18 protein-coding genes are annotated in these 26146 nt (G+C 68.2%); 7 read left to right on the top strand and 11 right to left on the bottom strand.

What is annotated here, in order from left to right:
• Positions 1 to 9: 9 nt before the first annotated feature.
• Positions 10 to 2709 carry an aminopeptidase N gene (gene pepN / locus C7402_RS15200; protein ID WP_116611185.1) on the bottom strand — a complete coding sequence of 900 codons (2700 nt, stop codon included), beginning with the start codon at positions 2707 to 2709 and terminating at the stop codon, positions 10 to 12.
• Positions 2710 to 3063: 354 nt separating this feature from the next.
• On the opposite strand from pepN, the gene C7402_RS15195 reads away from it, so the two are divergent.
• Positions 3064 to 3774, top strand: coding sequence for a DUF4136 domain-containing protein (locus C7402_RS15195; RefSeq protein ID WP_116611184.1), 711 nt, complete (start codon positions 3064 to 3066; stop codon positions 3772 to 3774).
• 55 nt (positions 3775 to 3829) lie between these two features.
• Here C7402_RS15195 and guaD read toward each other — a convergent pair whose 3' ends face one another.
• The 7 genes from guaD to C7402_RS15155 form a co-directional block, all read right to left on the bottom strand.
• Positions 3830 to 5137, bottom strand: coding sequence for a guanine deaminase (gene guaD, locus C7402_RS15190; RefSeq protein WP_116611183.1), 1308 nt, complete (start codon positions 5135 to 5137; stop codon positions 3830 to 3832).
• 205 nt (positions 5138 to 5342) lie between these two features.
• Positions 5343 to 6413 (bottom strand): adenosine deaminase, encoded by a 1071-nt coding sequence (locus C7402_RS15185; RefSeq protein ID WP_116611182.1) that lies wholly within the window; start codon positions 6411 to 6413, stop codon positions 5343 to 5345.
• A 40-nt stretch (positions 6414 to 6453) separates the two neighbouring features.
• Positions 6454 to 7533 carry a xanthine dehydrogenase accessory protein XdhC gene (xdhC, locus tag C7402_RS15180; RefSeq protein WP_116611181.1) on the bottom strand — a complete coding sequence of 360 codons (1080 nt, stop codon included), beginning with the start codon at positions 7531 to 7533 and terminating at the stop codon, positions 6454 to 6456.
• A 119-nt stretch (positions 7534 to 7652) separates the two neighbouring features.
• A complete protein-coding gene (xdhB, locus tag C7402_RS15175) occupies positions 7653 to 10046 on the bottom strand; it encodes a xanthine dehydrogenase molybdopterin binding subunit (RefSeq protein WP_116611247.1) in 2394 nt (797 codons plus the stop codon).
• Positions 10047 to 10069: 23 nt separating this feature from the next.
• A complete protein-coding gene (gene xdhA, locus C7402_RS15170; RefSeq protein WP_116611180.1) occupies positions 10070 to 11623 on the bottom strand; it encodes a xanthine dehydrogenase small subunit in 1554 nt (517 codons plus the stop codon).
• A gap of 351 nt (positions 11624 to 11974) precedes the next feature.
• Positions 11975 to 12505 carry a disulfide bond formation protein B gene (locus tag C7402_RS15160; RefSeq protein ID WP_112171372.1) on the bottom strand — a complete coding sequence of 177 codons (531 nt, stop codon included), beginning with the start codon at positions 12503 to 12505 and terminating at the stop codon, positions 11975 to 11977.
• A gap of 140 nt (positions 12506 to 12645) precedes the next feature.
• Positions 12646 to 14031, bottom strand: coding sequence for an amidase (locus tag C7402_RS15155; protein ID WP_116611178.1), 1386 nt, complete (start codon positions 14029 to 14031; stop codon positions 12646 to 12648).
• Between the two features lie 214 nt (positions 14032 to 14245).
• Between C7402_RS15155 and C7402_RS15150 the strand changes: the two genes are divergently transcribed.
• The 3 genes from C7402_RS15150 (at position 14246) to C7402_RS15140 (ending at position 18550) form a co-directional block, all read left to right on the top strand.
• A complete protein-coding gene (locus C7402_RS15150) occupies positions 14246 to 16003 on the top strand; it encodes a cation:proton antiporter (RefSeq protein WP_112171370.1) in 1758 nt (585 codons plus the stop codon).
• A gap of 150 nt (positions 16004 to 16153) precedes the next feature.
• Complete coding sequence (locus tag C7402_RS15145; RefSeq protein WP_116611177.1) at positions 16154 to 17554, top strand: gamma-glutamyl-gamma-aminobutyrate hydrolase family protein; 1401 nt, start codon at positions 16154 to 16156, stop codon at positions 17552 to 17554.
• Positions 17555 to 17791: 237 nt separating this feature from the next.
• Complete coding sequence (locus C7402_RS15140; RefSeq protein WP_112171367.1) at positions 17792 to 18550, top strand: DUF2968 domain-containing protein; 759 nt, start codon at positions 17792 to 17794, stop codon at positions 18548 to 18550.
• 121 nt (positions 18551 to 18671) lie between these two features.
• Here C7402_RS15140 and C7402_RS15135 read toward each other — a convergent pair whose 3' ends face one another.
• Both C7402_RS15135 and C7402_RS15130 read right to left on the bottom strand, forming a co-directional pair.
• Entirely contained in the window at positions 18672 to 19814 is a 1143-nt protein-coding gene (locus tag C7402_RS15135) for a hypothetical protein (RefSeq protein ID WP_116611176.1), read from the bottom strand.
• 215 nt (positions 19815 to 20029) lie between these two features.
• Positions 20030 to 20560 carry a GNAT family N-acetyltransferase gene (locus C7402_RS15130; RefSeq protein ID WP_116611175.1) on the bottom strand — a complete coding sequence of 177 codons (531 nt, stop codon included), beginning with the start codon at positions 20558 to 20560 and terminating at the stop codon, positions 20030 to 20032.
• A gap of 356 nt (positions 20561 to 20916) precedes the next feature.
• On the opposite strand from C7402_RS15130, the gene tcuC reads away from it, so the two are divergent.
• Complete coding sequence (tcuC, locus tag C7402_RS15125) at positions 20917 to 22212, top strand: MFS transporter (RefSeq protein ID WP_112171364.1); 1296 nt, start codon at positions 20917 to 20919, stop codon at positions 22210 to 22212.
• 178 nt (positions 22213 to 22390) lie between these two features.
• Here the strand turns inward: tcuC and C7402_RS15120 are convergent, their stop codons facing one another.
• A complete protein-coding gene (locus tag C7402_RS15120) occupies positions 22391 to 24343 on the bottom strand; it encodes a tetratricopeptide repeat protein (RefSeq protein WP_116611174.1) in 1953 nt (650 codons plus the stop codon).
• 164 nt (positions 24344 to 24507) lie between these two features.
• On the opposite strand from C7402_RS15120, the gene C7402_RS15115 reads away from it, so the two are divergent.
• A complete protein-coding gene (locus C7402_RS15115) occupies positions 24508 to 24828 on the top strand; it encodes an ArsR/SmtB family transcription factor (protein WP_224045438.1) in 321 nt (106 codons plus the stop codon).
• Positions 24825 to 26069, top strand: coding sequence for a cation diffusion facilitator family transporter (locus tag C7402_RS15110; RefSeq protein WP_116611173.1), 1245 nt, complete (start codon positions 24825 to 24827; stop codon positions 26067 to 26069). The genes C7402_RS15115 and C7402_RS15110 overlap by 4 nt, the downstream gene beginning before the upstream one ends.
• Positions 26070 to 26146 lie beyond the last annotated feature (77 nt).

The following is a 26146-nucleotide window of genomic DNA, read 5'->3' as shown; positions in this document are numbered from 1 at the left end:
ATTGTCTGATCAAGCCAGCGCTTTCTCGACGATCTCGCGCACGTCGCGCGATTTCGCCTCGGCGGCCACACGCTCCAGCGCCGCGCACATCGCGTCGCGCAGCGCGGGCGTGAAGCGGCGCCACAGTTCGAGATTGCGGGCGAGGCGCGCCGCGACTTGCGGGTTGAGCGCGTCGAGCGCGATCACCTGGTCGGCCCAGAACGCGTAGCCCGAGCCGTCGGCGGCGTGGAACTGCGCGGGGTTCGCGGCGCAGAAGCTGAAGATCAGCGAGCGGGCGCGGTTCGGGTTCTTGATGTTGAACGCGGGGTGAACCATGAGCGCGCGCACGGTTTCGATGGTCGGACGTTGCGCCGTGCCGCGCTGCGTGGCCTGGAGCGCAAACCACTTGTCGATGACGAGCGGCTCCTTTTCGAAGCGCACATAGAAGTCTTCGAGCGCCTTGCGCGCGACGTCGCCGCCGCTCGCCGCCTGGGCGTTCAGCAGCGCGGAAAGCGCCGCCGAGCGGTCGGTCATGTTGTTCGCCGCGTCGTACTGCGCCGTCGCGAGACGCACGGCTTCGGCGGAATCGTCGAGTTCCGAGAGATACGAGAGCGCGAGATTCTTCAGCCCGCGATGACCGGCCGCCTCGGGCGTCGGCTCGTATGCGCCCGGCGTGACATTGCGCTCGTAGGCCGCAAGCCATTCGGCCTTGAGCGCCGTGGCCAGTTGCTTGCGCACGAACTGACGCGCCGTGTGCACGGCGGCCGGATCGGATTGGGCCATCTGCTCGGCGAGATACGTTTCCGAAGGCAGCATGAGCGCAAGCTCGCGGAACGACGGCGAGAGCAATTCGTCGGTCAGCACGCGGTGGAAGGCATCGACGAGCGCGACGTTGATTTCGAGCGGCTGGCCGGCGGCGGCGCGGCTGGCGAGCGCGAGCAGTTCGCGCGTGGCGAGGCGCTGGCCCGCTTCCCAGCGGTTGAACGCGTCGCTGTCGTGCGCGAGCAGGAACGCGAGTTCGTCGTTGCCGTAGTCGTAGTCGACGATGACGGGCGCCGAGAAGTTGCGCAGCAGCGAGGGCAGGGGCTTGGCCGGCACGTCGGCGAACGTGAAGGTCTGCTGCGTTTCGGTGAGTTCGAGCACGCGCGTCGTACCGTGCGCGGCGGCTTCGCCTTCGAGACGCAGCGGCAGGTCCGCGCCGCCCGCGCCGATCAGGCCGATCGCAAACGGAATGTGCAGCGGGCCCTTTTGCGTTTCGCGCGCGGCGGGCGAGCCGTTGGCGTAGCCCTGCGTGAGCGTCACGCTGTAGCAGCGCGTGCCTTCGTCGTAGCTCGTCGTCACGGCGACGCGCGGCGTGCCCGCCTGGCTGTACCAGCGCTCGAACTGCGCGAGGTCGCGGCCGTTGGCGTCGGCCATCGCGTGGCGGAAGTCGTCGCAGGTCACGGCCTGGCCGTCGTGGCGCTGGAAGTACAGGTCCATGCCTTTACGGAAGCCGTCGCGGCCGAGCAGCGTTTGATACATCCGCACGACTTCCGCGCCTTTTTCGTAGACGGTCATCGTGTAGAAGTTGTTGATCTCCACGTAGCTTTCCGGGCGCACCGGGTGCGCCATCGGGCCCGCGTCTTCGGCGAACTGCATCTGGCGCAGCACGCGCACGTCCTCGATGCGCTTGGTGGCGCGCGCCGCTTCGTTCTCGTCGCCGCCCGACATCGCCGCCGAGAACTCCTGGTCGCGGAACACCGTGAGGCCTTCCTTCAGGCTCAACTGGAACCAGTCGCGGCAGGTCACGCGGTTGCCGGTCCAGTTGTGGAAGTACTCGTGGCCAACCACGGCTTCGATGTTCGCGAAGTCGACGTCGGTGGCCGTTTCCGGATTCGCGAGCACGTACTTCGTGTTGAAGATGTTGAGCCCCTTGTTCTCCATCGCGCCCATGTTGAAGTCGCTCACGGCGACGATCATGAAGCGGTCGAGGTCGAGTTCGAGGCCAAAGCGCTGCTCGTCCCAGTGGATCGAGTGGACGAGCGAGTCCATCGCATGGCGCGTCTTGTCGAGATCGTGCGGCTCGACCCACACCTGGAGCAGTTTTTCCTTGCCCGAGCCGCTCTGGATGCGCTCTTCCAGCGCCACCAGCTTGCCCGCCACGAGCGCGAACAGATAGCTCGGCTTGCGGAACGGGTCTTCCCATTTCGCATAGTGGCGACCATCGGGCAGGTCGCCCTCGGCGATCAGGTTGCCGTTCGAGAGCAGCACCGGGTAGGCGAGCTTGTCGGCGCGCAGCGTGACCGTGTAGGTCGCCATCACGTCCGGGCGGTCGAGGAACCAGGTGATGCGGCGAAAGCCTTCGGCCTCGCACTGCGTGAAGAAGTTGCCGCTCGACACGTACAGGCCCGAAAGCGTGGTGTTGGCGGCGGGGTCGCACGCGCCGGTGAGCGTGAGCTCGAAGGCGTCGGGCACGTTTTCGACCGTGAGGCCGTGCTCGTGCGCGCGCACGTTCGCGTAGGGCTTGCCGTCAATGGCCGCGCCGATGAATTCGAGCTGTTCGCCCATCAGTTCGAGATGCGCGGCGCCGGCGGCTTGTCCGGCCGCCGGATTGCGGCGCACGCGCAGTGTGCTCTTGACGACGGTGCGCTCGGGCGCGAGGTCGAACTCGAGGTCGACGGTATCGATCAGAAAAGCGGGCGGCGCGTAGTCTTCGCGGCGGATCACGGTGGGCGTGGCGGTATCGGACATGGTCTGGATAGGGGGCGCGTCAGATCGGGGTGGATCGGAGTGGCCGGCTGCCCGGGTCAGGAGAGCGCGGCGGATCGCCCCATTGTACAAAGGCTCGGGCCGCTTTGTCCGTCTGCGCCCGCGCGCTCTCGCGCGGCCCTGTGGCCCCCGAACTTTCGCGCGGCGGCGCGAGTCAGTATGATCGGGCTTCCGCGCCGGGCAATGGCCTCGCCCGGCGGACACATAATCAGGCGCGACCGGGCGACATGCGTACAAGACATGCGCACGGAATAAGCGCTGCGGCTGGATCGTATCGGAGAGAGCGGCCCCACAACTGCACTTTTCCAACCGAGGCAACACTGCTACGAGAAGACCATGATGCACGATCGATGGACCCGCCGCGCCCTCCTGATGCTGGCGGCGCTCGCCCTCACGCTTTCCGGCTGCACGACCTACGTGACGAGCCAGGTGACCGCTTTCTCCGCATGGGACGGCGGCAGCGACGCCACGCGCACCTTTGCGTTCAAACGCAGTCCCGAACAGAGCCAGAGCATCGAGCAGAGCACTTACGAGCAGTTCGTCGCCAACGGGCTCGCCATGCATGCGTTCCGCCTCGTGGCCGAGCCGCAGGCGCGCTATCTCGTGGGCCTCGCCTACGGCAGCCGCACGGACACGGTGACGGTTGCGCAGCCCGTGTTCTACAACCCCTGGCCGGGCCCGTACTGGGGGCCGTGGAATCCGTGGGGCGCGTGGGGACCGTATCAGCCCGCGTACGTGAACCAGACCTACCCGGTGTACTCGCATGCGCTCGGCATTCGCATTAGCGACAGGGCGAGCGGCAAGGAGGTCTATAACGTGACGGCGCGCACCTCGGGCGACGATCCGTCGCTCGTGCGCGTGATGCCTTTCCTCGTGCAGAGCGCGCTGGGGAATTTCCCGCTGGCCAACGGCACGGTGACCGAGGTCAAGATTCCGGTCGGCAAGAGCGGTGGCGCGCCGAACGAGACCGGTGTGCCGCCCGCGCAGGCCCCGGCGGGTGCGGGGCAGGCAAGCGCGGCGCCCGCAGGGAGCGCGCCGGCGAAGTAGGCGCTCCTGGTCGCGCCTTCCACACAGGCGCGACCGGCCGGGCGGGCCGGTGCCGTCAGCGGCGCGCGCCGTCGCGGCTGTGCACGCGTTTGCCCGCGGCGTAGGTCTCGAACACGGTGCGGTCGTCGCCCAGCAGCGCGAGGGCGAACAACAACTCCTCCAGCGATTCGGCGCGCGCGGTGCGCCGCGCGAGCAACGGCGTGGCCTGCGCATCGAGCACGACGAAATCCGCTTCGCTGCCGGGCGCGAGCGTGCCGATCTTGTCGGCGAGATCGAGCGCCTGCGCCGCGCCCGCCGTCGCGAGCCAGAACATGCGCGTGGCCGTGAGGTGATGGCCGCCCATGCGCGCCACCTTGTGCGCTTCGTTCATCGTTTGCAGCATCGAGAACGAGGTGCCGCCGCCCACGTCGGTGGCGAGCGTCACGGGCATCGACGACGCGCCCGCCTTGTCGAAGTCGAACAGGCCACTGCCGAGGAACAGGTTCGAGGTCGGGCAGTGCGCGGCGACCGTGCCGGTGTCCGCCATGCGGCGGCGGTCTTCGTCGTCGAGCCAGATGCAGTGGCCGTACACGGCGCGGCGGCGCAACAGGCCGTAGTGATCGTAGACGTCGAGATAGCTGCGATGGCCCGGAAACAACTCCTTGACCCACTTCACCTCGTCCGGGTTTTCGGCCACGTGGCTCTGGATGAAGATGTCCGCATGCGCTTTCGCGAGCGCGCCGCACGCTTCGAGTTGCGCTTCGGTCGACGTGGGCGCAAAGCGCGGCGTGAGCGCGTACATCTGGCGCCCGCGGTTGTGCCAGCGGCCGATCAACTCGGCGCTGTCGTCGTAGCCCGTTTGCGGCGTGTCGCGCAGGAACTCGGGGCAATGGCGGTCCATCAGCACCTTGCCTGCGACCATGCGCAGGTTCTTCGCCTCGCTTGCGGTGAAAAGCGCGTCGGCCGACTGCTTGTGCACGGTGCAGTAGACGAGCGCCGTGGTCGTACCGCAGGCGAGCAGTTCGTCGACGAAAAAGCGCGCCGTATCCTGCGCCACCGCTTCGTTTTCGAAGCCGCGCTCGGTCGGGAACGTGTAGGTGTCCAGCCACGGCAGCAGACCCGGCGCGGGCGAGGCGATCATGTCCGTCTGCGGGTAGTGGATGTGCGTGTCGATGAAGCCCGGCACGATCAGCTTGTCGCGCAGGTCGTGGACCGTCGCGCCGTCGCTCACACGCGACTTGAGCGCGGACCACGCGCCCGAGGCGACCACGTGGCCGTCTTCGACGATCACGACGCCGTCTTCGTCAAAGACAGCGGCGTCGGACGATTGCGCAGGGTCGCCGGTGAACGTCAACAGTTTTGCGCGGTAAGCCGATTGAGTCATGGGAACTTCGTCTCCGATAAATTCAGGTAGTCGTCCAGTGCATGCCCCGCATGGCGCGCGCCGCTCCTGAAAACGCAGCGCGCGAGGACCCACGGCCCGGCGCTCGCGCGCCGGGCCGGATTCGTGTGACAGCCCGTGCTGGGGCTTGCTGTGCGGACGAGTCCGCGTTTGGGTCGGCGCTTTACGTCACGCTGTCCGTGACGCTTTATGCCGTTGCGCGATTCCAGTTCGCGTCGAGTTTCGCGATCAGCGCGGCGCGTTCTTCGGGCGTCACGAACGAGGCCTCGAAGCCGTTGCGCAGGATCGTGTACACCTCGTCGCTGTCGAGCTTGAGTGCTTCGATGATCGCGCGGTAGTTCTCGTTGACGTAGCCGCCGAAGTACGCGGGGTCGTCGGAGTTGACGGTCACCGCCACGCCCTTGTCGAGCAGCGCCTTGAGCGTGTGTTGCGTCATGTCGTCGAACACGCACAGCTTGGTGTTCGAAAGCGGGCACACGGTGAGCGCCACGCGCGTGTCGGCCAGACGCGTGACGAGCGCCGCGTCTTCGATGCTGCGCACGCCGTGATCGACGCGATCGACCTTGAGCAGATCGAGCGCCTCATAGATGTACGAGGGCGGGCCTTCCTCGCCCGCGTGCGCGACGAGCTTCAGGCCCATCGCACGCGCCTGCTCGAACACGCGCTCGAATTTCGAAGGCGGATGGCCGCGCTCGGACGAATCGAGGCCCACGCCGATGAGGCGCGCATAGCGCGCGAACAGCGGGCGCGCGGCTTCGAAGGTGGCGAGCGCATCGGCTTCGCTCAGGTGGCGCAGGAAGCACAGGATCAGCTTGCTCGTGAGGCCGCGCTTTTCGGCGTCGGCGAGCGCGCGATCGATGCCCGCGACCACCGTTTCGATCGCCACGCCACGCTCGGTGTGCGTTTGCGGGTCGAAGAAAATTTCGGTGTGCACGACGTTGTCAGCGAGCGCGCGCTCGCAGTACGCCATCGTCATGTCGTAGAAGTCCTGCTCCGTGAGCAGCACGCTCGCACCTGCGTAGTAGATGTCGAGGAACGATTGCAGGTCGGTGAATGCGTAGGCCGCGCGCAGCGCCTCGATCGAGTCGTAGGCGAGCGTCACGTTGTTGCGCTGGGCGAGTGCGAAGATCAGCTCGGGTTCGAGCGAGCCTTCGATGTGGATGTGCAACTCGGCCTTCGGCGCGTTGGCGGCCTTTTCGACGAGCGCGCTTGCGTTGGCAGCGGCGTTATTGGTGTTGGCGGTGGTCGTGATCGTCATGGTCGGTTCGATTCGCTTATGGGTTCATCAGTGTGTGACATCACGCGCGATGGGTTGCAGATTCGGATGCGGTTGCGCTCGCCAGCTTCGCGGCCTCGATCGCCTGGAGCAGTTGCGCGGCGGCCGAGACCGCGATCACTTCGGGCGACTTGTCGACGATGCCGTCCACGCCGAGCGGGCAGTTCATGCGCGCGATCTGCATGGGGTCGATGCCGCGCGCGGCGAGCCGGTGCTCGAACTGCTTGCGCTTCGTGTGCGAGCCGATCATGCCGAAGAACACGAAGTCGCCGCGGCGCAGGATGCGCTCGGCGAGATCGAGATCGCGCGAATGATCGTGCGTCATCACGATGAAGCTCGTGCCGGGCGGGGCCGTATCGACGGCTTCGTCGGGCGCATCGTTGGCGTCGATCGCGACATTCGGCGCGTTGAGCAGCGCGAACGCCTCGGGCGTCGGAAACGCGGCGTCGCGCTCGTCGACCCACAGCACGCGGCAGGGCAGCGTGCCGAGCACGCGCACGAGCGCCGCGCCCACGTGACCCGCGCCGAACAGCACCACGGGGAAGTCGTTCGGCGCGATGGTCTCGGTGAGAAGCGTCGTGCCGCCGGTTTCCCACAGGAGGCAATCCGGCGCCTGCGCGGCCGGTTCCGGCTCGCTGAGCATGACCGCGTCGGTCGCGGCGGCCGCCGAGGTCGCCGCGGCATGGCCTTCCGGGCTCCCGTTGCGCGAGGAGCGGAATGATACGCTACGCACGGTCGATGCGCCCGTCGCGAGCCGGCGCGCGAGCGTGGCGATCCAGCCGAGGTCGGCCACGTCGAGGCGCTCGAACGCGAGCACCACGGCGCCGCCGCAGCACTGGCCGAGGCTCGGCCCGAGCGCGAGCCGCTCCAGGCGCCGCGCATGCGGCGTGCGCATGCCGTCGCGCAGCACCTGGCGGGCGATCTCGATGGCCTTCCATTCGAGGTGGCCGCCGCCTATCGTGTGGCGGGCCGCTTCGCGCGTGACGATCATCTTCGTGCCGGCCTCGCGCGGCGCCGACCCTTCGACGCGCGCGACGGTGACCAGCACCGCGGCGTCGCCGTGCGCGAGCAGTTGCTGCAAATCGGAAAGCCAGGCTTGCATCTGGCGGTTCTCCCTACAGGGCGGCACGTTCTGGCAGGTGCCGCCGGTTAATCTGAATCACTGCGCTGAATCACTGCGCTGAATCACTGCGCTGAATCACTGCGCGTGATCGCGCTCCTTCACGGTTGGAGTGCGCGGCGCTCCGGCGGTTCGCTCGCTTGCAGCGCCTTCAACGCGTCGAGCGCGTCCAGAATCGCTTCGGGCGTTGCGGGCGCGCGCAGCGGCGCGGCCTCGCGCGCTTCTGGCACCGCCGCGCCCACGGCGTCGCGAATCGCGAGAAATACCGAGAACGGCAAAAGCAGGGGCGGTTCGCCCACGGCCTTCGAGCGAAACACGCTCGGTTCGACATTGTCGTTGCCGCCGTCGCGATAGAGCTGCACGTGAAATGCCTCCGGCGTGTCGCTCACGGCCGGAATCTTGTACGTGGAAGGTGCGTGCGTCATGAGCCGTCCGTCGCCGTTCCACCAGAGCTCCTCGGTCGTGAGCCAGCCCATGCCCTGAATAAAGCCGCCTTCCACCTGGCCGAGATCGATGGCCGGATTGATCGACTGGCCCGCATCGTGCAGCAAGTCGGCGCGCACGAGCTTCCATTCGCCCGTGAGCGTGTCGACGACCACCTCGGACACCGCCGCGCCATAGGCGAAGTAGTAGAACGGGTGGCCGGTGAGCGTGCGCGCGTCCCAGTGCACCTTGGGCGTGGCGTAAAAGCCGTCGGACCACAGTTGCACGCGCTTGAGATACGCGAGTTCGACGAATTCGCCAAACGCAATCGCGCTGCCGTTCGCGCGCACCTGGCCGTCTTCGAACCTCACGTCCTCCGGCGCGCCGCCGTACTGCGCGGCCGCGAACGCCGCGAGGCGCGCGCGGATCGCAAGCGCAGCGTCCTCCGCAGCCTTGCCGTTCAGGTCGCTGCCGGTGGAGGCCGCCGTCGCCGACGTGTTGGCCACTTTCGACGTATCGGCGGCGCTCACGCGCACGCGTGCGAGCGGCAAACCGAGCGTGCCCGCCACGACCTGCGCGACCTTGGTGTTGAGCCCCTGGCCCATTTCGGTGCCGCCGTGATTCACGAGCACGGAGCCGTCGCGGTAGACGTGCACGAGCGCGCCCGCCTGGTTCAGATGCGGCACGTTGAACGAGATGCCGAACTTGACCGGCGTGAGCGCGATGCCGCGCTTGAGCACCGGGCTCGCGCGGTTGTACGCGGCCAGGGCCGCGCGGCGCTCGCCATAGCGGCTCGACGCGAGCAACGCGTCGGTGAGCGGCGCGAGCACGTTGTCCTCCACGCGCTGGCCGTAGGGCGTGACGTCGCGCTCGCCGATGCCGTAGTAGTTCGCGCGCCGCACGTCGAGCGGATCGCGGCCGAGCGCCTTCGCGATCTCGTCGAGCATCACCTCCATCACGAGCGCGCCCTGCGGGCCGCCAAAGCCGCGAAACGCCGTGTTCGACTGCGTATTCGTCTTGCAGCAAAGCGCGACGATTTCGACGTCGGAGAGATAGTAGGCGTTGTCGAAGTGGCAGACCGCGCGCGTGGCGACCGCGCCCGAGAGGTCGGCGGAATAGCCCGCGCGCAGCGCGATCTCGACGCGCGCGCCCACGAGGCGGCCGCCGTCGTCGTAGCCCGCTTCGTACGCATAGCGCGCGTCGTGGCGCTTGCCGGTGATCATGAAGTCGTCGTCGCGGTCGGCGCGCAGCTTCACGGGCCGTTGCAGCGTGTGCGCGGCAAGCGCCGCGACGCATGCGAACAGCGCCGACTGCGATTCCTTGCCGCCGAAACCGCCGCCCATGCGTCGGCATTCGCAGATCACACGATGCGCGGGCCAGCCGAGCAGATGCGCGATGACCTGCTGCATTTCGCTCGGGTGCTGCGTCGAACTGTAGACGAGCATGCCCGTTTGTTCCTGCGGCAGCGCGTAAGCGACCTGGCCTTCGAGATAGAACTGCTCCTGGCCGCCCACGGTGAACGTGCCCGCCAGACGATGCGGCGCAGAGGCGATGCGCTCGTTCGGCGCGCCGCGCACGAGACGCAGCGGCGGCAGCACGTAATGCTGGCGCTTGCGTGCTTCGTCGATGGTGAGCACCGGTTCCAGCGGCTCGTAGCGCACCACGTCTTCGCTGGCGGCGAGCGCAGCGGCGCGGCGCGCGAGTTCGTGGGTCGTCGCGACCACCGCGAACACGGGCTGCCCCAGGTATTGCACCACGTCGGTCGCGAGCACCGGATCGTCGTGGATCACCGGTCCGCAGTCGTTGGCGCCGGGAATGTCGGCGGCGCTCAGCACGGCCAGCACGCCCGGCGACGAGCGCACGCGTTCGAGATCGAGCGCGACGATGCGCGCGTGCGCATGGCGCGCGAGGCCGATCGCCGCGTGCACCGTGCCGTGCAGTTCGGGGATGTCGTCGGTGTAGCGCGCCTCGCCGCTCACGTGCGCTTCGGCCGATTCATGCGGCAGCGGCGCGCCGAGCGCGCATTCGCGGGCAGGTTCGGTGCCTGGCGCACTGCCGTGCTCCGGGCGCATGACGAGCGGTTCGGCCTCGTAGTTCATGGCGTGCCTCCGGCGGCTGCCGCCGTGTCGTCGTCCTCGCCCTCGGCGAAGGCGAACGCGTTGACGTCGCACAGCGCGAGCGGCGCGTCATCGCGCGTTTCGAGCCAGCAGCGCCACAGCAGGTTGCGCGCGACCTTCAGGCGATACGCGCTGCTCGCGCGCATGTCGGTGAGCGGCTGGTAGTCGGTGGCGAGCGCATCCATCGCGCGCTGCGCGCTGTGGTCGTCCCAGGGCGCGCCGGTGAGCACGGCCTCGGCGTGCGCCGCCCGTTGCGGCACGGCCGCCATGCCGCCGTAGGCCACGCGCGCGCTGGCGATCGAGCCGTCGTCGCGCACGTCGAGCGCAAACGCCGCGCACACCGCCGAAATGTCCTGGTCGTAGCGCTTCGAGACCTTGTACGTGCGAAAGCGCAGCGTCGGCGCGGGCCGCGGCACACGGATTGCCTCGACGAATTCGCCCGCTTCGAGCGCGTTCTTTTGATAGCCGGTGTAGAACGCCGCGAGCGACAGCGTGCGCACGCGCGCCGCGCGGCGCAGCACGAGCGTGGCGTCGAGCGCGAGCAGCGCGGGCATCGAGTCGCCGATCGGCGAGCCGTTCGCGACATTGCCGCCGAGCGTGCCCGCATTGCGGATCGGCAGCGAGGCAAAGCGCGCCCACAGTTCAGCGAGTTCGGGGTAGTCGGTGGCGAGCGCCGCATAGGCTTCTTCGAGCGGGACGGCCGCGCCGATCGATATCGTCTGCGCGTCGCGCCCGATCGTCCTGAGCTCCGCGACGTTGCCCGTATAGATGAGGTCGCCCAGATCGCGGAACTGCTTCGTGACCCACAGGCCGACGTCGGTGCTGCCCGCGAGCACGCGCGCCTCGGGGTGCGCGGCGCGCAGCGCGGCAAAGGCGTCGAGCGTGCGCGGCGCGTAAAACGTGCTTTCGCCGGACGCGGCGCCACGCACATCCGGCCCGCGATATTCGAAGGTGCCGGGCCGTTGCAGCGCGCGCAGTTGCGACTCCACGCGCGCGCGGTCCAGCGCCACGCGCGGGTGACAGGTTTCGTCGAACATGCGCAGCGCGGCGTCGACGATCGGCCGGTAGCCGGTGCAACGGCACAGGTTGCCCGAGAGCGCCTGAGCGATTTCGTCGCGACCGGGTAGCCCCGCGCCCGCAGGCTGGTTCTCGTAGAGCGCCCACATCGACATCACGAAACCCGGCGTGCAAAAGCCGCACTGCGAGCCGTGGCAATCGACCATCGCCTGCTGGACGGGGTGCAGCGCGCCGTCAGGCTGACGCAGGTCTTCCACGGTGTAGAGCGCGCGGCCGTCCAGGGTGGGCAGGAACTGGATGCAGGCGTTGACCGCCTTGAGCGCGAGACGGCCTTCGTCATCGAGCTCGCCCACGACGACCGTGCACGCGCCGCAGTCGCCTTCGGCGCAGCCTTCCTTGGTGCCGCAGGCGCGCAGATCCTCGCGCAGGTGCTGAAGCACGGTGCGCGTGGGGGGCAGGTCGCGCACTTCGTGCACGGCGCCTCGGTGGAGGAAGCGGATGGTTTGCGTTGTCATGGTGAACCCGGGGACATTGCGGATCAGGCGCGCGTTACGAGAGGGGCGCGCCAAAGCCGGCCTCGCGCACGTAGATCGCCATCCAGTTCCGAAGATAGCACCGCTCGCGTCGCGAAAGTATTTCCCCCGCAAGATGTGGGTTATGTGATTTGGATCATGACGCCGCGACGCGACGACGCACGGTTTAGCACGCTTTGATGCGGGAATTGTGCCGTGCGGGACGGGATCGTGCGCAGGTCGAGCGCGATTTGCGGGCGACGCGCAAAGCTGTCGCGCAGGCGGGGATGACGCGCCACCGCATGGCCGGGTGGCGGGCGGAGAAAGGGGCGCATGGCGCCCCCCGGGGACGTTTTAGCGGCGGATGCCGGGCCAGGACACCTGGCGGCGCCGGTTGCGCCACAGGCTCGCGATCACGGCAAGGAACGCGATGACGAATGCGAGCAGCGACCACATGGGGATGGTGAGCCCCAGCGTGGGCGCGTACGTGGTTTCGCACAGACCCTGCACCTTGAACACGCCGGGCAGCCAATGCGCGGGCGGCAATCCGTCGATGATGGGTTGCAGCGTGTCGAAGCCGCAGCTGAAGCTCGGGAACGCCTGCACCCAGACGAGCCGCGCGGCCGCGATCGCGCCGCCGAGCGCCGACAGCGCGACGAGCGCTTCGAGCACGCGCACGCCGCTCCAGCTCGTCATGCGCGCACCGAGGAAGGCGAAAACCGCAATCAGGATGAGGAAGTAGCGCCCGAGGATGCACAGCGGGCAGGGGTCCTGGTGCTCGGCATACTGGAAGTAGAGTGCGCCGGCCAGCAGCGCGAGGCAGATTACGCCAAGGAGGACCAGGAGGCGGCGCTCGCGGCGCAACAGCGCGTTATCGTCGTTCATGTGGCTCGTTCGTTCGGGTTGTCTTGGCGCAGCGCGAGAGTCGCTGCGACGGCGTGACGGGATTCTAGCGCGAAGGTTGCGCGCGGCGCGGACGTGTCCTTGCTCGCGCGCAGGGGTTGACTGCGCTGCATGGACGCGGGTCAGCGCAGCGGCGCGAGCACTGCCTCGACGCCGCGGCCGATGGCGAGCAGCGCGTCGTCGTGGCCGGGCGCGGCGGCGAGCATCAACCCGACCGGCGCCGCGCCATAGTGGTGGCACGGCAACGAGAGTGCGCAGCTATCGAGAAAGTTGAACGCGCTCGGGTTGCGCAGCACGAGCGCGTTGGTGCGTGCGAAGACCTCGTCGTCGGCGGCGAGCGGTGCGGCGGGCGGTGGCGCGATCGGCACGGTCGGTGCGATCACGGCGTCGAAGCGCGACCAGAGCGTGGCCTGCGCTTCTTCCATCATGGCCGCGCGCGCGGCGACGAGATCCAGATAATCGGCGGCCGTGGCGCTCTCGCCCCTCAGGATGCGCACCAGCACGCGCGGGTCGTACTGGTCGCGATGCTTCGCAATCCACTCGCGATGCCACGCATAGGCCTCCATCGGCGAGAAGCCGATGCGGTTGATCTCGCCAAGGCGCTCGAAGGCGGCGAAGCGGACTTCGCTCACGATCGCGCCGGCCGCGTCCAGATGCTTGAGCGCCGTATCGATCGTTTCCGCGACTTCGGGGTCCACGCCGTCGGTCACATAATTGGTGAGCACGCCAAGGCGCACGCCCTCCAGGTGGCGCGCGGCCGGCACGTTCGGCGCGAGCCCCGCGAGCAGGCGGTCCACGAGCGCGCAGCACGCCACCGTGTTGCCGATCGGGCCAAACGAGTCGAGCGTGGGCGAGAGCGGCACGCCGCCCGTTTTCGGAATGCGGGCGGCAGTGGGTTTGAAGCCCGTCAGGCCGCAGAACGCGGCGGGAATGCGAATGGAGCCGCCCGTGTCGGTGCCGAGTGCGACGGCGGCCATGCCGTCCGCGACCGAGGCTGCCGCGCCCGAGGACGAGCCGCCCGCCACCCGCGCGTCGCCTGCCACGCCGCGGTGCCAGGGCGAGAGCGGTGTGCCGTAGTGCGGATTCAGCCCGAGCCCCGAGAACGCGAATTCGCTCATGTTCGTGCGCCCGACCAGCACCGCGCCCGCATGGCGCAGCCGCGCGACGGCGGCGGCGTCCTCCTTGGCGGGCGCCGCATTCGCGAGCGCCGTGGAGCCCGCGCGCGTGACTTCGCCCGCCACGTCGAACAGATCCTTCACCGAGACGGGAATGCCCGCGAGCGGCGACAGCACGGTGCCGGACGCGCGCAGGCGGTCGTGCGCGTCGGCGGCGGCGCGCACGCGTTCGGCGTCGACGTGCGTGAACACGGTCGCGCCCTGGCCGGCCGGGTCGGCAATGCGTTCGAGCGCGGTTTCGGCGAGCGCGCGGCTCGTCGTGCGGCCCGCGGCGAGATCGGCGGCGAGCTGGGCGAGGGGAGGGAACGGGGAGAAAGCGGGAGCGGTGGTCATGGCGGCGGAAGACTCGGTCAATGCGCGGCGGCGCGCTGCGCGAAGGTCGGCGGAGCAGAACGGGCAGGCCGCCGGCGCAAGGCGCCGAGGGCGGACGGCGCCTGCAAGGGTCGCATCATTGTAGGTCGGCTTTTTTCCTTGCGGGCGATTTGGCTCGCGCCACGCATCAGGTAACATGCGGAGATTCGATAGCTATTTGTAAGGATAGACCTTCATGCATCAGGGAATCGGCTTCATTCAGGATCTGGCAGTCGTGATGGCGCTCGCGGGCGTCGTCACCGTGCTGTTTCATCGCCTGAAGCAGCCGGTCGTGCTCGGCTATATCGCGGCGGGCGTGATCATCGGGCCGTACACGCCGCCGTTCCAGCTCATCCACGACGAGCAGACCATCCAGACGATGGGCGAACTGGGCGTGGTGTTCCTGATGTTCTCGCTCGGCCTCGAATTCAGCCTGCGCAAGCTGTTCCAGGTGGGCGCGACCGCCATCGTCGCGGCGCTCTCGGAAATCGTGCTGATGTTGTGGCTCGGCTACGAGATCGGCCGCGCGTTCGGCTGGGCCACCATGGATTCGCTGTTCCTCGGCGCGATCCTCGCCATCTCTTCGACGACCATCATCGTCAAGGCGCTCGCGGACCTCGGCGTGAAGCGCGAACCGTTCGCGCAGCTCGTGTTCGGCATCCTGATCGTCGAGGACATTCTCGGCATCGCGATGCTCGTGCTGCTGGGCGGCATTGCGCAAACGGGCGAGCTGTCGCCCGGCATCGCGCTCATCACGCTCGGCAAGCTGCTGCTGTTCATGCTGGTGTCGCTTCTCGCGGGCATCCTGATCGTGCCGCGCGTGCTCGGCTATATCGCGCGCGTGGGCAACGACGAGATGCTGCTCGTCTCGGTGCTGGGCTTTTGCTTCGGCTTCTGCCTGCTCGTCGTGAAGCTCGACTATTCGATCGCGCTCGGCGCGTTCCTGATCGGCGCGATCATGGCGGAGTCGCGCCATCTGCATCGCATCGAGCATCTGGTCGCGCCGTTGCGCGACGCGTTTTCCGCCATCTTCTTCGTGACGATCGGGCTCATGCTCAACCCGCTGGTGCTGGTCGATTACGCGTGGCCGATCGCCGTGATCTCGATTGCCGTGGTGCTCGGCAAGCTCGTCTCGTGCGGACTCGGCACCTTTCTCGCGGGCCGCGACGGCCGCACCGCGATGCGCGTGGGCATGACCGTCTCGCAGATCGGCGAGTTCTCGTTCATCATCGCCTCGCTCGGTCTCACGCTGAAGGTGACGAGCGGGTTCCTCTATCCGATCGCCGTGACGGTTTCGGCCATCACGACGCTCACCACGCCTTACCTGATTCGCATTGCCGATCCGCTCTCGCAGCGTCTTGCGCGCGCCATGCCGCCCGCCGTTTCGAACGTGTTCGGCATGTACAGCCAGTGGCTGCGCTGCCTCGTGCCGCGCTCCGAAGGCCCCACGATCTTTTCGCTCACGAAGCGCATCGTCGTGCAGATCGCCGTGAATCTCGCGCTCGTTTCGGCCATCTTCATCGGCGTGTCGTATGGCGCGCGCTATGCGGGGCCGTTGCTCGCGCACTGGATTGCCGACGAGCGCATTCAGCGCGTCGTGCTCTGGAGCGCCGCGCTCGTGCTCGCGATGCCGTTTCTCGTGGCCGTGTGGCGCAAGACGCAGTCGCTCGCGCTGCTGCTCGCCGAAGTGAGCGTGCAGCCGGAGAAGGCGGGGCGCTTCACGCGCGCGATCCGTCATGTGATTGCGGAGCTGGTGCCCGTGGTCTCGATGTTCGGCGTGTTCCTGCTCGTGGCTGCGCTCTCGGGCACGATCCTGCCGCCCACCGGCTTCCTCGTTGGCGTGCTGGTGTGCGCGGCGGCGCTCACCATGCTGCTGTGGCGCTGGTGCGTGAAGATCCACGCGTCGATGCAGATCGCGTTGCGCGAGACCTTCGACGAACGGCCGGATGCCTGAACGGACGGCGCGCGCCTCGTGCGCGCGCCGAAGCGGCCGCCGGTGTGACCGGATGTGAGCAATTGTGTGCGGGGGTGGCGGCCGCGTGCGGTGCGAAGGATAATCGAACCCTGTTCATTCGTTCGCGCGCCGCGCGCCTGACCCCACGTCATGAGCGAAAACAAATCAGACCGCCCCGAGGTTCCTGACGGCGCAAGCCGTCCCGCCGATGCCGGTCCTGCCGGCGCCCCCTCGTCGTCGACGCCTCCGGCCGCCGGTTCGCCGGGCGCCTCCGGCGCTTCCTCTGCTTCTTCTTCCGCTTCGCCTCCACCTTCACCCTCTGGTTCGACTTCCGAGTCGACCTCCGGGGAGGCCGCGCAGCGCGCTTCGACCGACGCCCCCACCAGCGCCTCGACAGTCACGCCGAGCGCGGGGGCGCCGGCGGCGGCCACGCCGGGCGAGTTGCCGGAGCACGCGCCGGCCGGCGCCGCGCCGCGCTTCCCGATCGGCGAAGCCAGCGGTGCCGGCGCCTCCGCGCCCGCGCCGACCGGGCAAACGGAGCCCGCAAGCGCGGCCGGGGCCGCAGCGGCTTCGACGCCGCCGCGCGCCGGGGCGGCGCCAGCCGGGTTTGGCCAGGCGCCCGACTTCACGGCGCAGCATCCGCCGCCGCCCGGCGCCATTCCGCCCGAGCCGCCGCGTTACCTGCGCGCGAGCGATTCGGCGTGGGCCGTGTTCGGCCGCATCATCGCCGCGCGCGCGCGGCAACTTTTCGACCGGGCGGGGCAACGCATCACGCAGCGCACGCTGCGCATTGGCGTCTCCGCGCGGATCTTCCATCCGGAGCCGGGCGCGCAAGGCTTGCGCGGCAAGACGCTGCAATACCTGGAGGAGTCGATTGCGCACTGGGTGATGTCGCGCGACGTCATCGTGTTCATGATTCCGACGGTCGGCCATCAGGGCATGCTGCATCCGAGCAATATCCGCTTGCGCGATTACGCGAAGCATCTCGACGGCCTGCTGTTGCAAGGCGGCGCCGACGTGTCGCCGCAGACCTACGCCGAGGTGTCGCCGCGCCCCGAGTGGCCGGGCGACCGCGTGCGCGACATGTACGAGCTCGAACTGCTGCATGAGTTCGTCGAATCGGGCAAGCCGGTGCTGGGCGTGTGCCGCGGCTGCCAGCTCATCAACGTGGCGTTCGGCGGCACGCTCTATCAGGACATCGCCAGCGACGTGCCGATGGCCGGCGTGCACGTGAGCGAACACTACGACCAGCATCGCCACGCGATCACCTTCCCGGAGGGCTCGACGTTCGCGAGCATGTTCCCTGGGCGGCGTGAAGCGATCGTCAACTCGATCCACCACCAGGCAGTCCGCAGTCTTGGACGCGACCTGACCGTCGAAGCCGTCTCGGCCGGTGACGGCCTCATCGAGGCGGTGCGCTACCGGCGCGCGCCGTTCGTGGTGGGCGTGCAGTGGCACCCCGAGTTCCATCGTGCGGGCGGCCCGGAGTTGCTCGACTGCACGCCGCTGCTCGATACCTTCCTGCGATCGGCGCGCGAAACGCGCTTCTAGTCGCAAACCCATCGTTGGTCCGGCCGCGCGCAGCCTGCGCGCGGCCCGCCACGGTTCGCTCCCTCGTCGCTGTCCTACGCAGCCTGGATCCTTTCCGTTCTGGTTCGGTGTCCTTCCTACATAGGAATCGTCCGAATCTTGTGCTTCTCCGGCTTATCCAAATTTAAACGTCGTTTTTGAGATTTTCTCGCGGCGATAATGAAGGGTTACTGAGAATCCCGAATGGAACAGGCAGGTATGAAGCATTCAATCGCGTTGCGTCGTGTGATGCTCAGCGCCGCGGCGCTCATGCTCTTGCAGCAGGGGGCAGCGGCCTGGGCGGGCATGCCGGACGATGCGGGCAGCATGGCCGCCGCGTCCGGCGCGGCAGACGAACGTGCGCCGCTGGCGGGCAGCCGTCCGTCGCTTGGCAGTCTCACGCCGCAACCGGCCGGCGCGCTGCTGCCTGCGGGCGAGCCCGACGAGCAGGCCAGTGCCGGCGCAGCCCAGGGCGATGTCGCCACCCTGATGCAGCTCATCCACGACTCGCAGCTCATCGAACTGCGCACGACCTATAACGCGAGCTACGGCGCAAGTCTCTTTTTCTACCCGTCGGAGATGACGTACTACGTCGTGCTGTTTCAGGACAAGCATTTCTGGCGCGTGATCCGTTCGCAGGACGAAGCACGTTCCGAGGCGATCTACGCCGACTTCGTCCGGCAGACCGCGCAGCTCGCCGACGTCGAAATCCGGCGCACGCAACTGGAGGCCCAGAAGGCGTTTATCGAACACGTGATCGCGTTGTCCGAGGAGCGCGCACGCCGCCTTCAGGCCGACCTTGCCATTGCGCGAACGCAACAGGCGCGCGTGGACGATTACCAGCGCCAGGTGCAGGGCGACGCAACCGCGCTCAATGCGCAGAAGGCCCAGGCCCAGGCGCAATTGCTCGATTTGCAGCGCCAGGTGGACGCATTGCAACGCGCGACGGAGGCGGGCTTGCCGGGCGCGAGACGCTAGGCGGCGGGGCGGCTTCGCCCCGCATTTCCCGCAGTGTTTTCCCCTTGCTGGCTACGCGCTCGACGCGCGGCGCACAAAAAAGCCCGGTACGAAGCCGGGCTTTTTCGTTTCTGGCGGGGGCTTACTTCGCGAACCGGTCCGGCACCTCGGTCACGCGACGCTGCGAAACGTGGTTGACCCAGTCAGTGCTGTCGGCCGCCACGGTCGGGCGGTTCGCCGCGCGCGGCGTTGCGTACGTGTTCGCGTACGTGAGGACGGAGGCGTATTCGTCGACGGGATTCGCGCTGGATTGCCGGGGCGAATAAACCTGCGCTTGCGAGTACGAGCCGCGCGAGCGTTGTGTCGTGACGGGCGAAGCTTCGCGATACGGGGCGAATTCATGTGCGCCGTGACGCAGGCTCGTGCCGCGCCCGGCAACGCGTTGACCGGCGGCGCGTTTGAGCGCACGGTCGTTGCCGAGCTTTTCGCGTTGAACCAGCCTGGCGGGTGCCGCCGTTTTTGCTTGTGGCTGTACGCTGAAGTCGCGCTGTGCGCGTGCCGCGGCGCTCGCTGGCGGCGCTTTGCGCTCGCTGGCGGTGATCGGCAACGCAATAGTCGACGCCGGCGCGATCGCGGTAGACGACGCGGTTTTGGGCGCAGGCGCGGTCGCGATAGACGACGCGATTTTGGGTGCAGGCGCGGTTGCGGGTTGGGTTGCGGCGGCCTGAGGCGCCGTGCCGCCCGCGACGGCGTGATCGTGTTCGGCGCGAGCGTCCGCCAGACGTTGCGCGGCGTCATGCCCCGCGCTCGCGTTGGCGTGCGAGTCCGCCTTGCTGGATGCGGTTTGCGTTCCGGAAGGCGTGTGACTCGCGACGATCCAGGCGAGCAACGCCGCACTCCCAATTGCGACGGCGCCGCCAGTGAGCTTGCGGCGCTCGAAGGGCGGCGTGGCCTGACCGGTGGCGGCGGACGTACGCTGCGCGTGGCCGGCGCGCGCGGCCGTGGCGCGGGCGGGTTCGGGTGCAACCGGCGCGGCAACAGGCGCGGGCGGCATCGGAACGGGAATGCGAAGGTGGTCCCACCGGGCGGCTGCGCGAAAGGCTTCGACGCTCAGGCACACCGTACGCATGATGGCGGCGTAGAGCGCGCGCAGCTCGGTGCGCAAGCTGAAGTGTGGCGCGGTCAGCGCCCATTCCTTGCCGAACGAGGCCGGCAGGCGGGCAAGCGGACGAATATGCGGCAGCGCGAGCGTACCTTCGACCTGAACGAACGGAATGGTTGACATCGATTTCTCGCAGCCCCGGCGGTGGCGACGGCGCCGGGTGGCAATGTCATCAGCGGCGCACGCAGATGGGTCGCCTACGGCGCGCAGCATGAAAACAAACAGATGTCGCACATCATGGCGGCGCCCTTCCGGCCGTTCTATCGGAATTGTCTTAAAACGCTCCCAACCTTGTTGAGTACGGGGTGCGGCGGCCAGGCGCGCCGCCGCATGCGCCATTACATGGCGTCGAGGCGGTAGATGTAGCGCAGCGCCGTGATGTCGATGCCACCCATGTGGTCGGGCTCCGAACCGGAATAGGTCCAGCCCTGCCGTTCGTAGAACGCGATCGCGGGCGTGTTGCCGTCGAGCACGTACAGATAGAGCTGGGCTTCGCCCTGGGCGCGCGCCCAGTCCTGCGCCGCGCGCATGAGGCGCTTGCCCACGCCGATGCCCTGATGCGCGGGCAGCGCGTGGAGATTGTCGAGCAGCACGCCCCAAGGCGAGCCCGGCTGGCGTTCGACGCAAACGAAGCCGACCGGCGTGCCCGTCGACAGCTCGGCGATCAGGACGAGGCGGCGCTCGCCGCCGGGCGCTTCCATGCGCGCGCGCCAGTAAGCGGCGCGCTCGGCGTCGACTTCGCGCTCGAGGAAAGCGCTGGGCAGCAGGGCGCGATAGGTGGCCTGCCAGCTTGCCGAGTGCATGGCGGCGAGCAATGGAGCATCGGCGACAGTGGCCGGGCGCAATGTCAGGGTGTGCGCTTGAGTCATGCGGACGGGTGACGTCTGGGCGTCTGAAACAGGGCGCGCGTCGGGGGCCGTGCGCCGGGCCCTACCGCGTCCTATTGTGCCCCATCCGGAAGCCATCGCGGCGCGTTTGCCCGAAAGGAAAGAAAATCGAATGATTATTGAAGTGGAAGTGAAAGAAATGAGCGAAGTTGGCGATTTTTAGATGTATGTTTTAAGGAATTACCCCGATATCTGACTCCGGATCCACGCCGCATAATGAGTGCCCGACCGGGCACGCCCGCGAATTGCCGCGCGATACCTACCTTCGTGCAAGTTATTGTTTTTCCCCGACCCGCGAGCCTCTACGGCCTCAAGGGGCGGTCTCCTCAGAGATTGTCATGTCCACCGCGTCCCACGCATCTCCCAGCGAATCCAAGGCCCGGACCGTTTTCCGCGTCGTCAGCGGCAACTTCCTGGAAATGTACGATTTCATGGTCTACGGCTATTACGCTTCGGCGATCGCCCGGACCTACTTCCCGAGCGACAATCCCTTCGCCTCGCTGATGCTTGCGCTGTCGGTGTTCGGCGCGGGCTTTCTGGTGCGCCCGCTCGGCGCCATCATCCTCGGCGCGTACATCGACCATCACGGCCGCCGCAAGGGCCTCATCCTCACGCTCGGCCTGATGGCGCTCGGCACGCTCACGGTGGCCGTGGTGCCGGGCTACGCCACGATCGGCATCGTCGCGCCCGCCATCGTGCTGCTGGGGCGCCTGTTGCAGGGCTTCTCGGCGGGCGTGGAGCTTGGCGGCGTCTCGGTGTATCTCTCGGAAATCGCGACCAAGGGCAACAAGGGCTTCTACGTTTCGTGGCAGTCGGGCAGCCAGCAGGTCGCCGTCGTGTTCGCGGCGCTGCTTGGCGTGCTGCTGCATCGCCTGCTGCCCGTCGAGCACATGACGAATTGGGGCTGGCGCGTGCCGTTCATCATCGGCTGCCTGATCGTGCCGTTCCTGTTCATGATTCGCCGCTCGCTCCAGGAAACCGAGGAGTTCGCCAAGCGCAAGCATCGTCCGTCGATCGGCGAAATCATGGCGTCGATGATGCAGAACTGGGGCGTCGTGATCGCGGGCATGGGCATGGTCATCATGACCACGGTTTCGTTCTACATGATCACCGCCTACACGCCGACCTTCGGCAAGGAAGTGCTCAAGATGAACGAGATCGACACGCTGATCGTGACCGTCTGCATCGGCTTGTCGAACCTGTTCTGGCTGCCGGTTTCGGGCGCCATTTCGGACCGTGTCGGCCGTCGCCCGGTGCTGATTGTCTTCACCGTGCTCACGATTCTCACCGCCTATCCGACCGTGCAGTGGCTCGTGGCCGAGCCGTCGTTCGGCCGCTTGCTCTCGGTCGAGCTGTGGCTCTCGTTCCTGTACGCCTGCTATAACGGCGCGATGGTCGTGGCGCTCACCGAAGTCATGCCTGTCGATGTGCGCACCGCCGGTTTCTCGCTTGCCTACAGCCTCGCGACGACGATCGGCGGCTTCACGCCCGCGATCTCGACGTACCTCATCCACGTGAGCGGCAACAAGGCGGCGCCGGGTGCGTGGATGGGCGTGGCGGGCGTATGCGGCCTGATCGCGACGCTCGTGCTCTATCGCACGCCGGAAGCGCGCAACCAGTACAAGGCGGCTTGATACGCGTGCTGAGATGCGCGGTGCGCCGTAACGGGCGCACCGGCTGTTTGATCGATTGCGCTTTCATGGCCGGATTGGTGGCCGGATCTGCGATCGAATTCGCAACGAAAGAAAAGACGGCGCGGGGCATTGCCGGCCGCGCCTCGTCTGTCAGCCTGAGCGCCTGATGTTCCGCCGCTCAGGCGTCGCGCAATTCCCGCGCGACTGTTTCCACGACTTCTGCCCATGCGTGCGGCCGCGGCTGGCGCACGAGGCGCGCGCGCGGGTACCAGGGGCTCGTGTCCGTGCCCGTGAACCAGCGCCAGTCCGCCGCGAACGGCAGCATGACCCAGAGCTTTGCGCCGAGCGCACCGGCGAGGTGGGCGATCGAGGTGTCGATCGAGACCACGCCGTCCAGCCGTTCGATGACGGCGGCGGTATCCGCGAAGTCCTGAAGCCTGGCGCCGATACGATGGATCGAGCGGGTACGCGCATGCGCGTCGAGCGCTGCGTGTTCCGCTGTGCTCAGGTCCGGCTGGAGCACGATCCAGTCGATGCCTTCGAGCGCGAAAAGCGGTTCTAGCGCGGCGAGCGCGATTGCGCGGTTTTCGTGTTTCTGGATGCGGCCCGACCACGCGAGGCCGATTTTGCGCCGCGCCTGGCCGCCCAGCGAGCCGCGCCACTTGCGCCGGTAGGCGGTGCTCGCCTCCAGGTAGGGGGAGCCCGCGGACAGCGTGTCGAGATGCGCGCCGAGCGCGAGCGGCAGCGAAAGAAGCGGGCAGTGCAGGTCGGCGGCGGGGCGCGGCGCACCCTGTTCGACGAGCGTGACGCGCCAGGCGGCGGCCGCGGGCGCGATGAGCGGCATGAGCGCGCGCTGCACTTCGAGCACGACGCGTGCGTTGTTGCCCTGCGCCTGAGCGATGAGCGGGACGAAGCGCACGAACTGGAGCGTGTCGCCGAAACCCTGCTCGGCTTCGACGAAAAGCGTGCGGCCGTCTAGCGGTTCGCCATGCCAGCGCGGCAGTGCGCCGGGCGCGAGGTTCGGCATTGCCTCGGCGGCCGGCGCGCCCGGTGCGGTCTGTGCACGGGCCGGCGCGTAGCCGGCGCCGCGCGGCGCGTTGGCGTGCGCCTCCTCGCGCGCGGCCGGATCGAGCCGCCATTCGTATTCGGGGAGCCCGCGACGGAAGTCGCCGAGCGTGAGCCACGTGAGCGCCCGGTTGAGGTGAGCGGCGGCCAGATCGGGGCGCACGCGCAGCGCTTCGTCGAAGGCGCGCAGGGCGGCCGCATGACGGCCGAGCGCGTGGTGCGCCGTGCCGAGCGCGAGCCACGCGAGCGCGAATTTCGGATCGAAGCCGATGGCGCGCTCGTAGGGCCCGATCGCTTCGTCGTGACGGCCGAGCGCGGCGAGCGCATTGCCGAGGCCGAAGAGGGCCGGTACGAAGCGCGGCTGCATGGCGAGCGCCGCTTCGAACGAGGCAACGGCTTCGCGGTGGTGGCCGGTCGCGTCGAGCGTGTTCGCGAGATTGAAATGCGCGGCCACGAAGCGCGGCTGCACGCGCAGCGCCTTCTGGAACTGTTCGAGCGCGCTCGCGCTGTCACCCAGCGCGTTCAGCGACATGCCCAGGTTGTTGTGCGCACCGGCGTGGCCGGGACGAATCTTGAGCGCGCGGCGAAACGAGTCGACGGCCTCGCCGTGGCGGCCGAGCGCGTGCAGCGCGTTGCCGAGATTGTTGTGCGACGAGGCGTCGCCGGGTTGCAGGCGCACGGCGTGGCCGAACGCGTACATCGCGTCCTCGTGGCGGCCGATCGCCGCGTAGGCGTTGCCGAGGTTGTAGTGCGCGAGCGGGAAGGTCGGGGCGAGCGTGAGCGCGTTGCGAAAGCGCTCGATCGCGCCGTCCAGCTCGCCGAGCGCCTTGAGCGCATTGCCGAGGTTCAGCTGGAGGGCGGCGTCGTCGGGACGCAGCGCGACCGCGCGGCGCACGAGATCCGCGGCTTCCGCGTGCTGGCCCTGCTGGTGGCGCAGCACGCCCAGCAGATGCAGCGCATCGACGTGCACGGGATCGGCGGCGAGCGTCGCGCGGTAGCCGCGCTCGGCGTCGTCGAGCCGGCCGTCGCGATGTGCGGCGTACGCGCGGACAAAAACCTGTTCCATGACTGATGAAGCAAAACCTTCGGGACGCAAAGCGGGCATTTTCCCACACTCGCGCATGCGCTCCCGAAGTTGGTCTGGGTTTGAGTTGAGTTTGCGAGGAAGTTGACGAGGTTCCGTTGCGGAACTAACATGTGAACATCTGTTCATATATGATGTTGAATTTTATGGCCCCGATTTCCGACGACGAGCGCGTGGTGCCGCTCGCCGACCTGTTCCGCCTGCTTGGCGACGCTACGCGGCTGCGCATCGTGCTCGCCTGCGTGCAGGAGCGGCTCGCCGTGGGCGCGATCGCCGATACGCTTGGCTACTCGCCGTCGCTCGTGAGCCATCATCTGCGGCTCTTGCGCGCGGCGCGCATTGTGCGCGCGGAACGTGAGGGCAAGCAGGTGTTCTACGCCGCCGCGGATGCGCACATCAGCGCGATGGTCGCGGGCATGCTGGAGCACGTGGCGGAGCCTTCCACGCAGTGGCAGGAGGGCGTATGACCGGCGCCGATCGCGAGCGGGCCGACGCGGCGGGCGGCGCCGAAGAGCGCGAGGACGAGCACGCGCCCGTGTGGTTCGACGAGGCGGCCGCTCAGGCGCCGGAAGACGCGCAGGAGCTCGCCCGGGGGCAAACGGCTGCGCATGGGCATCGCCATGACGACGGGGCGCATGCCGGGCACGGCCACGATCATGCCCATCCTCATTCGGATGCCAGCGCGGATGCCAGCGCGGCCGAAGCCAATGGAGCGCACGAATCACACGAAGCGCCCGACGCCCACGCGTCGCATGGGCACGCACACGGCCACCATCACCATCATCACGCGCCGGTCGCGGGTCACGGCCGCGCGTTCGCGATTGCCGTCGCACTGAACGTCGTCATCGTCGTCGTGCAGACGGTGTATGGCGTGATCGCGCAGTCCACCGCGCTGCTCGCCGACGCGGGCCACAACCTCTCCGACGTGCTCGGCCTGCTGCTCGCCTGGGGCGCCGCCTGGCTTGCGACGCGCCGTCCGTCCGCGCAATTCACGTTCGGCTTCGGCAGTTCGTCGATTCTCGCCTCGCTCGCCAACGCGGCGTTGCTGCTCATCGCGTGTGGCGCGATCCTCGCGCAGGCGATCAGCCGCCTGTTTCATCCCGCGCCCGTGGCGGGCCTCGACGTGTTCGTGGTCGCGACCATCGGCATCGTGGTCAACGGCTTCTCGGCGTGGCTATTCGTGCGCGGGCAAAAGGACGACCTCAACATTCGCGGCGCATTCCTGCACATGGCCGCCGACGCGGGCGTTTCGGCGGCCGTCGCGATCAGCGGGCTCGCGATTCTCGCGACGGGCAGGACCTGGATCGATCCGCTCATGTCGATCGTGGTCGTGCTCGTGATCGTGTACGGCACGTGGGGGCTGTTGCGCGAGTCGGTGCGGCTCGCGCTCGCGGCGGTCCCGGCGAACGTCGATATCGTGAGCGTGCGCGCTTTCCTCGCGCAGCAGGAGGGCGTCGTGGATGTGCACGACCTCCATGTGTGGGCGCTCTCGACCACGGGCTGCGCGCTCACGGCGCACCTCGTGATGCCGACGGGGCACCCCGGCGACGCCGCGCTCGATCGCATCGTCGAGACGCTCAACGCGCGCTTCGGCATGCGCCACGCGACGCTTCAGGTGGACCTCGGCACGAGCGAGCATCGCTGCGCGCTGGACATGCCGGGCGACCAGTCCAGCGCGAATCCGCACACCCATTCGCATAGCCACTGAAAGACGCTGAAAGCGCGGCAATTCGTCCCGCATGGCGGGCGCGAATTGATGCGCTGCCGCGCGACCGGCAGGGGCGC

The sequence above is a fragment of the Paraburkholderia unamae genome, from assembly GCF_003096875.1.
Classification (GTDB): domain Bacteria; phylum Pseudomonadota; class Gammaproteobacteria; order Burkholderiales; family Burkholderiaceae; genus Paraburkholderia; species Paraburkholderia unamae.
Note: the sequence above shows the minus strand (reverse complement) of the source record. Positions and strands in the feature narration are given on the sequence as shown.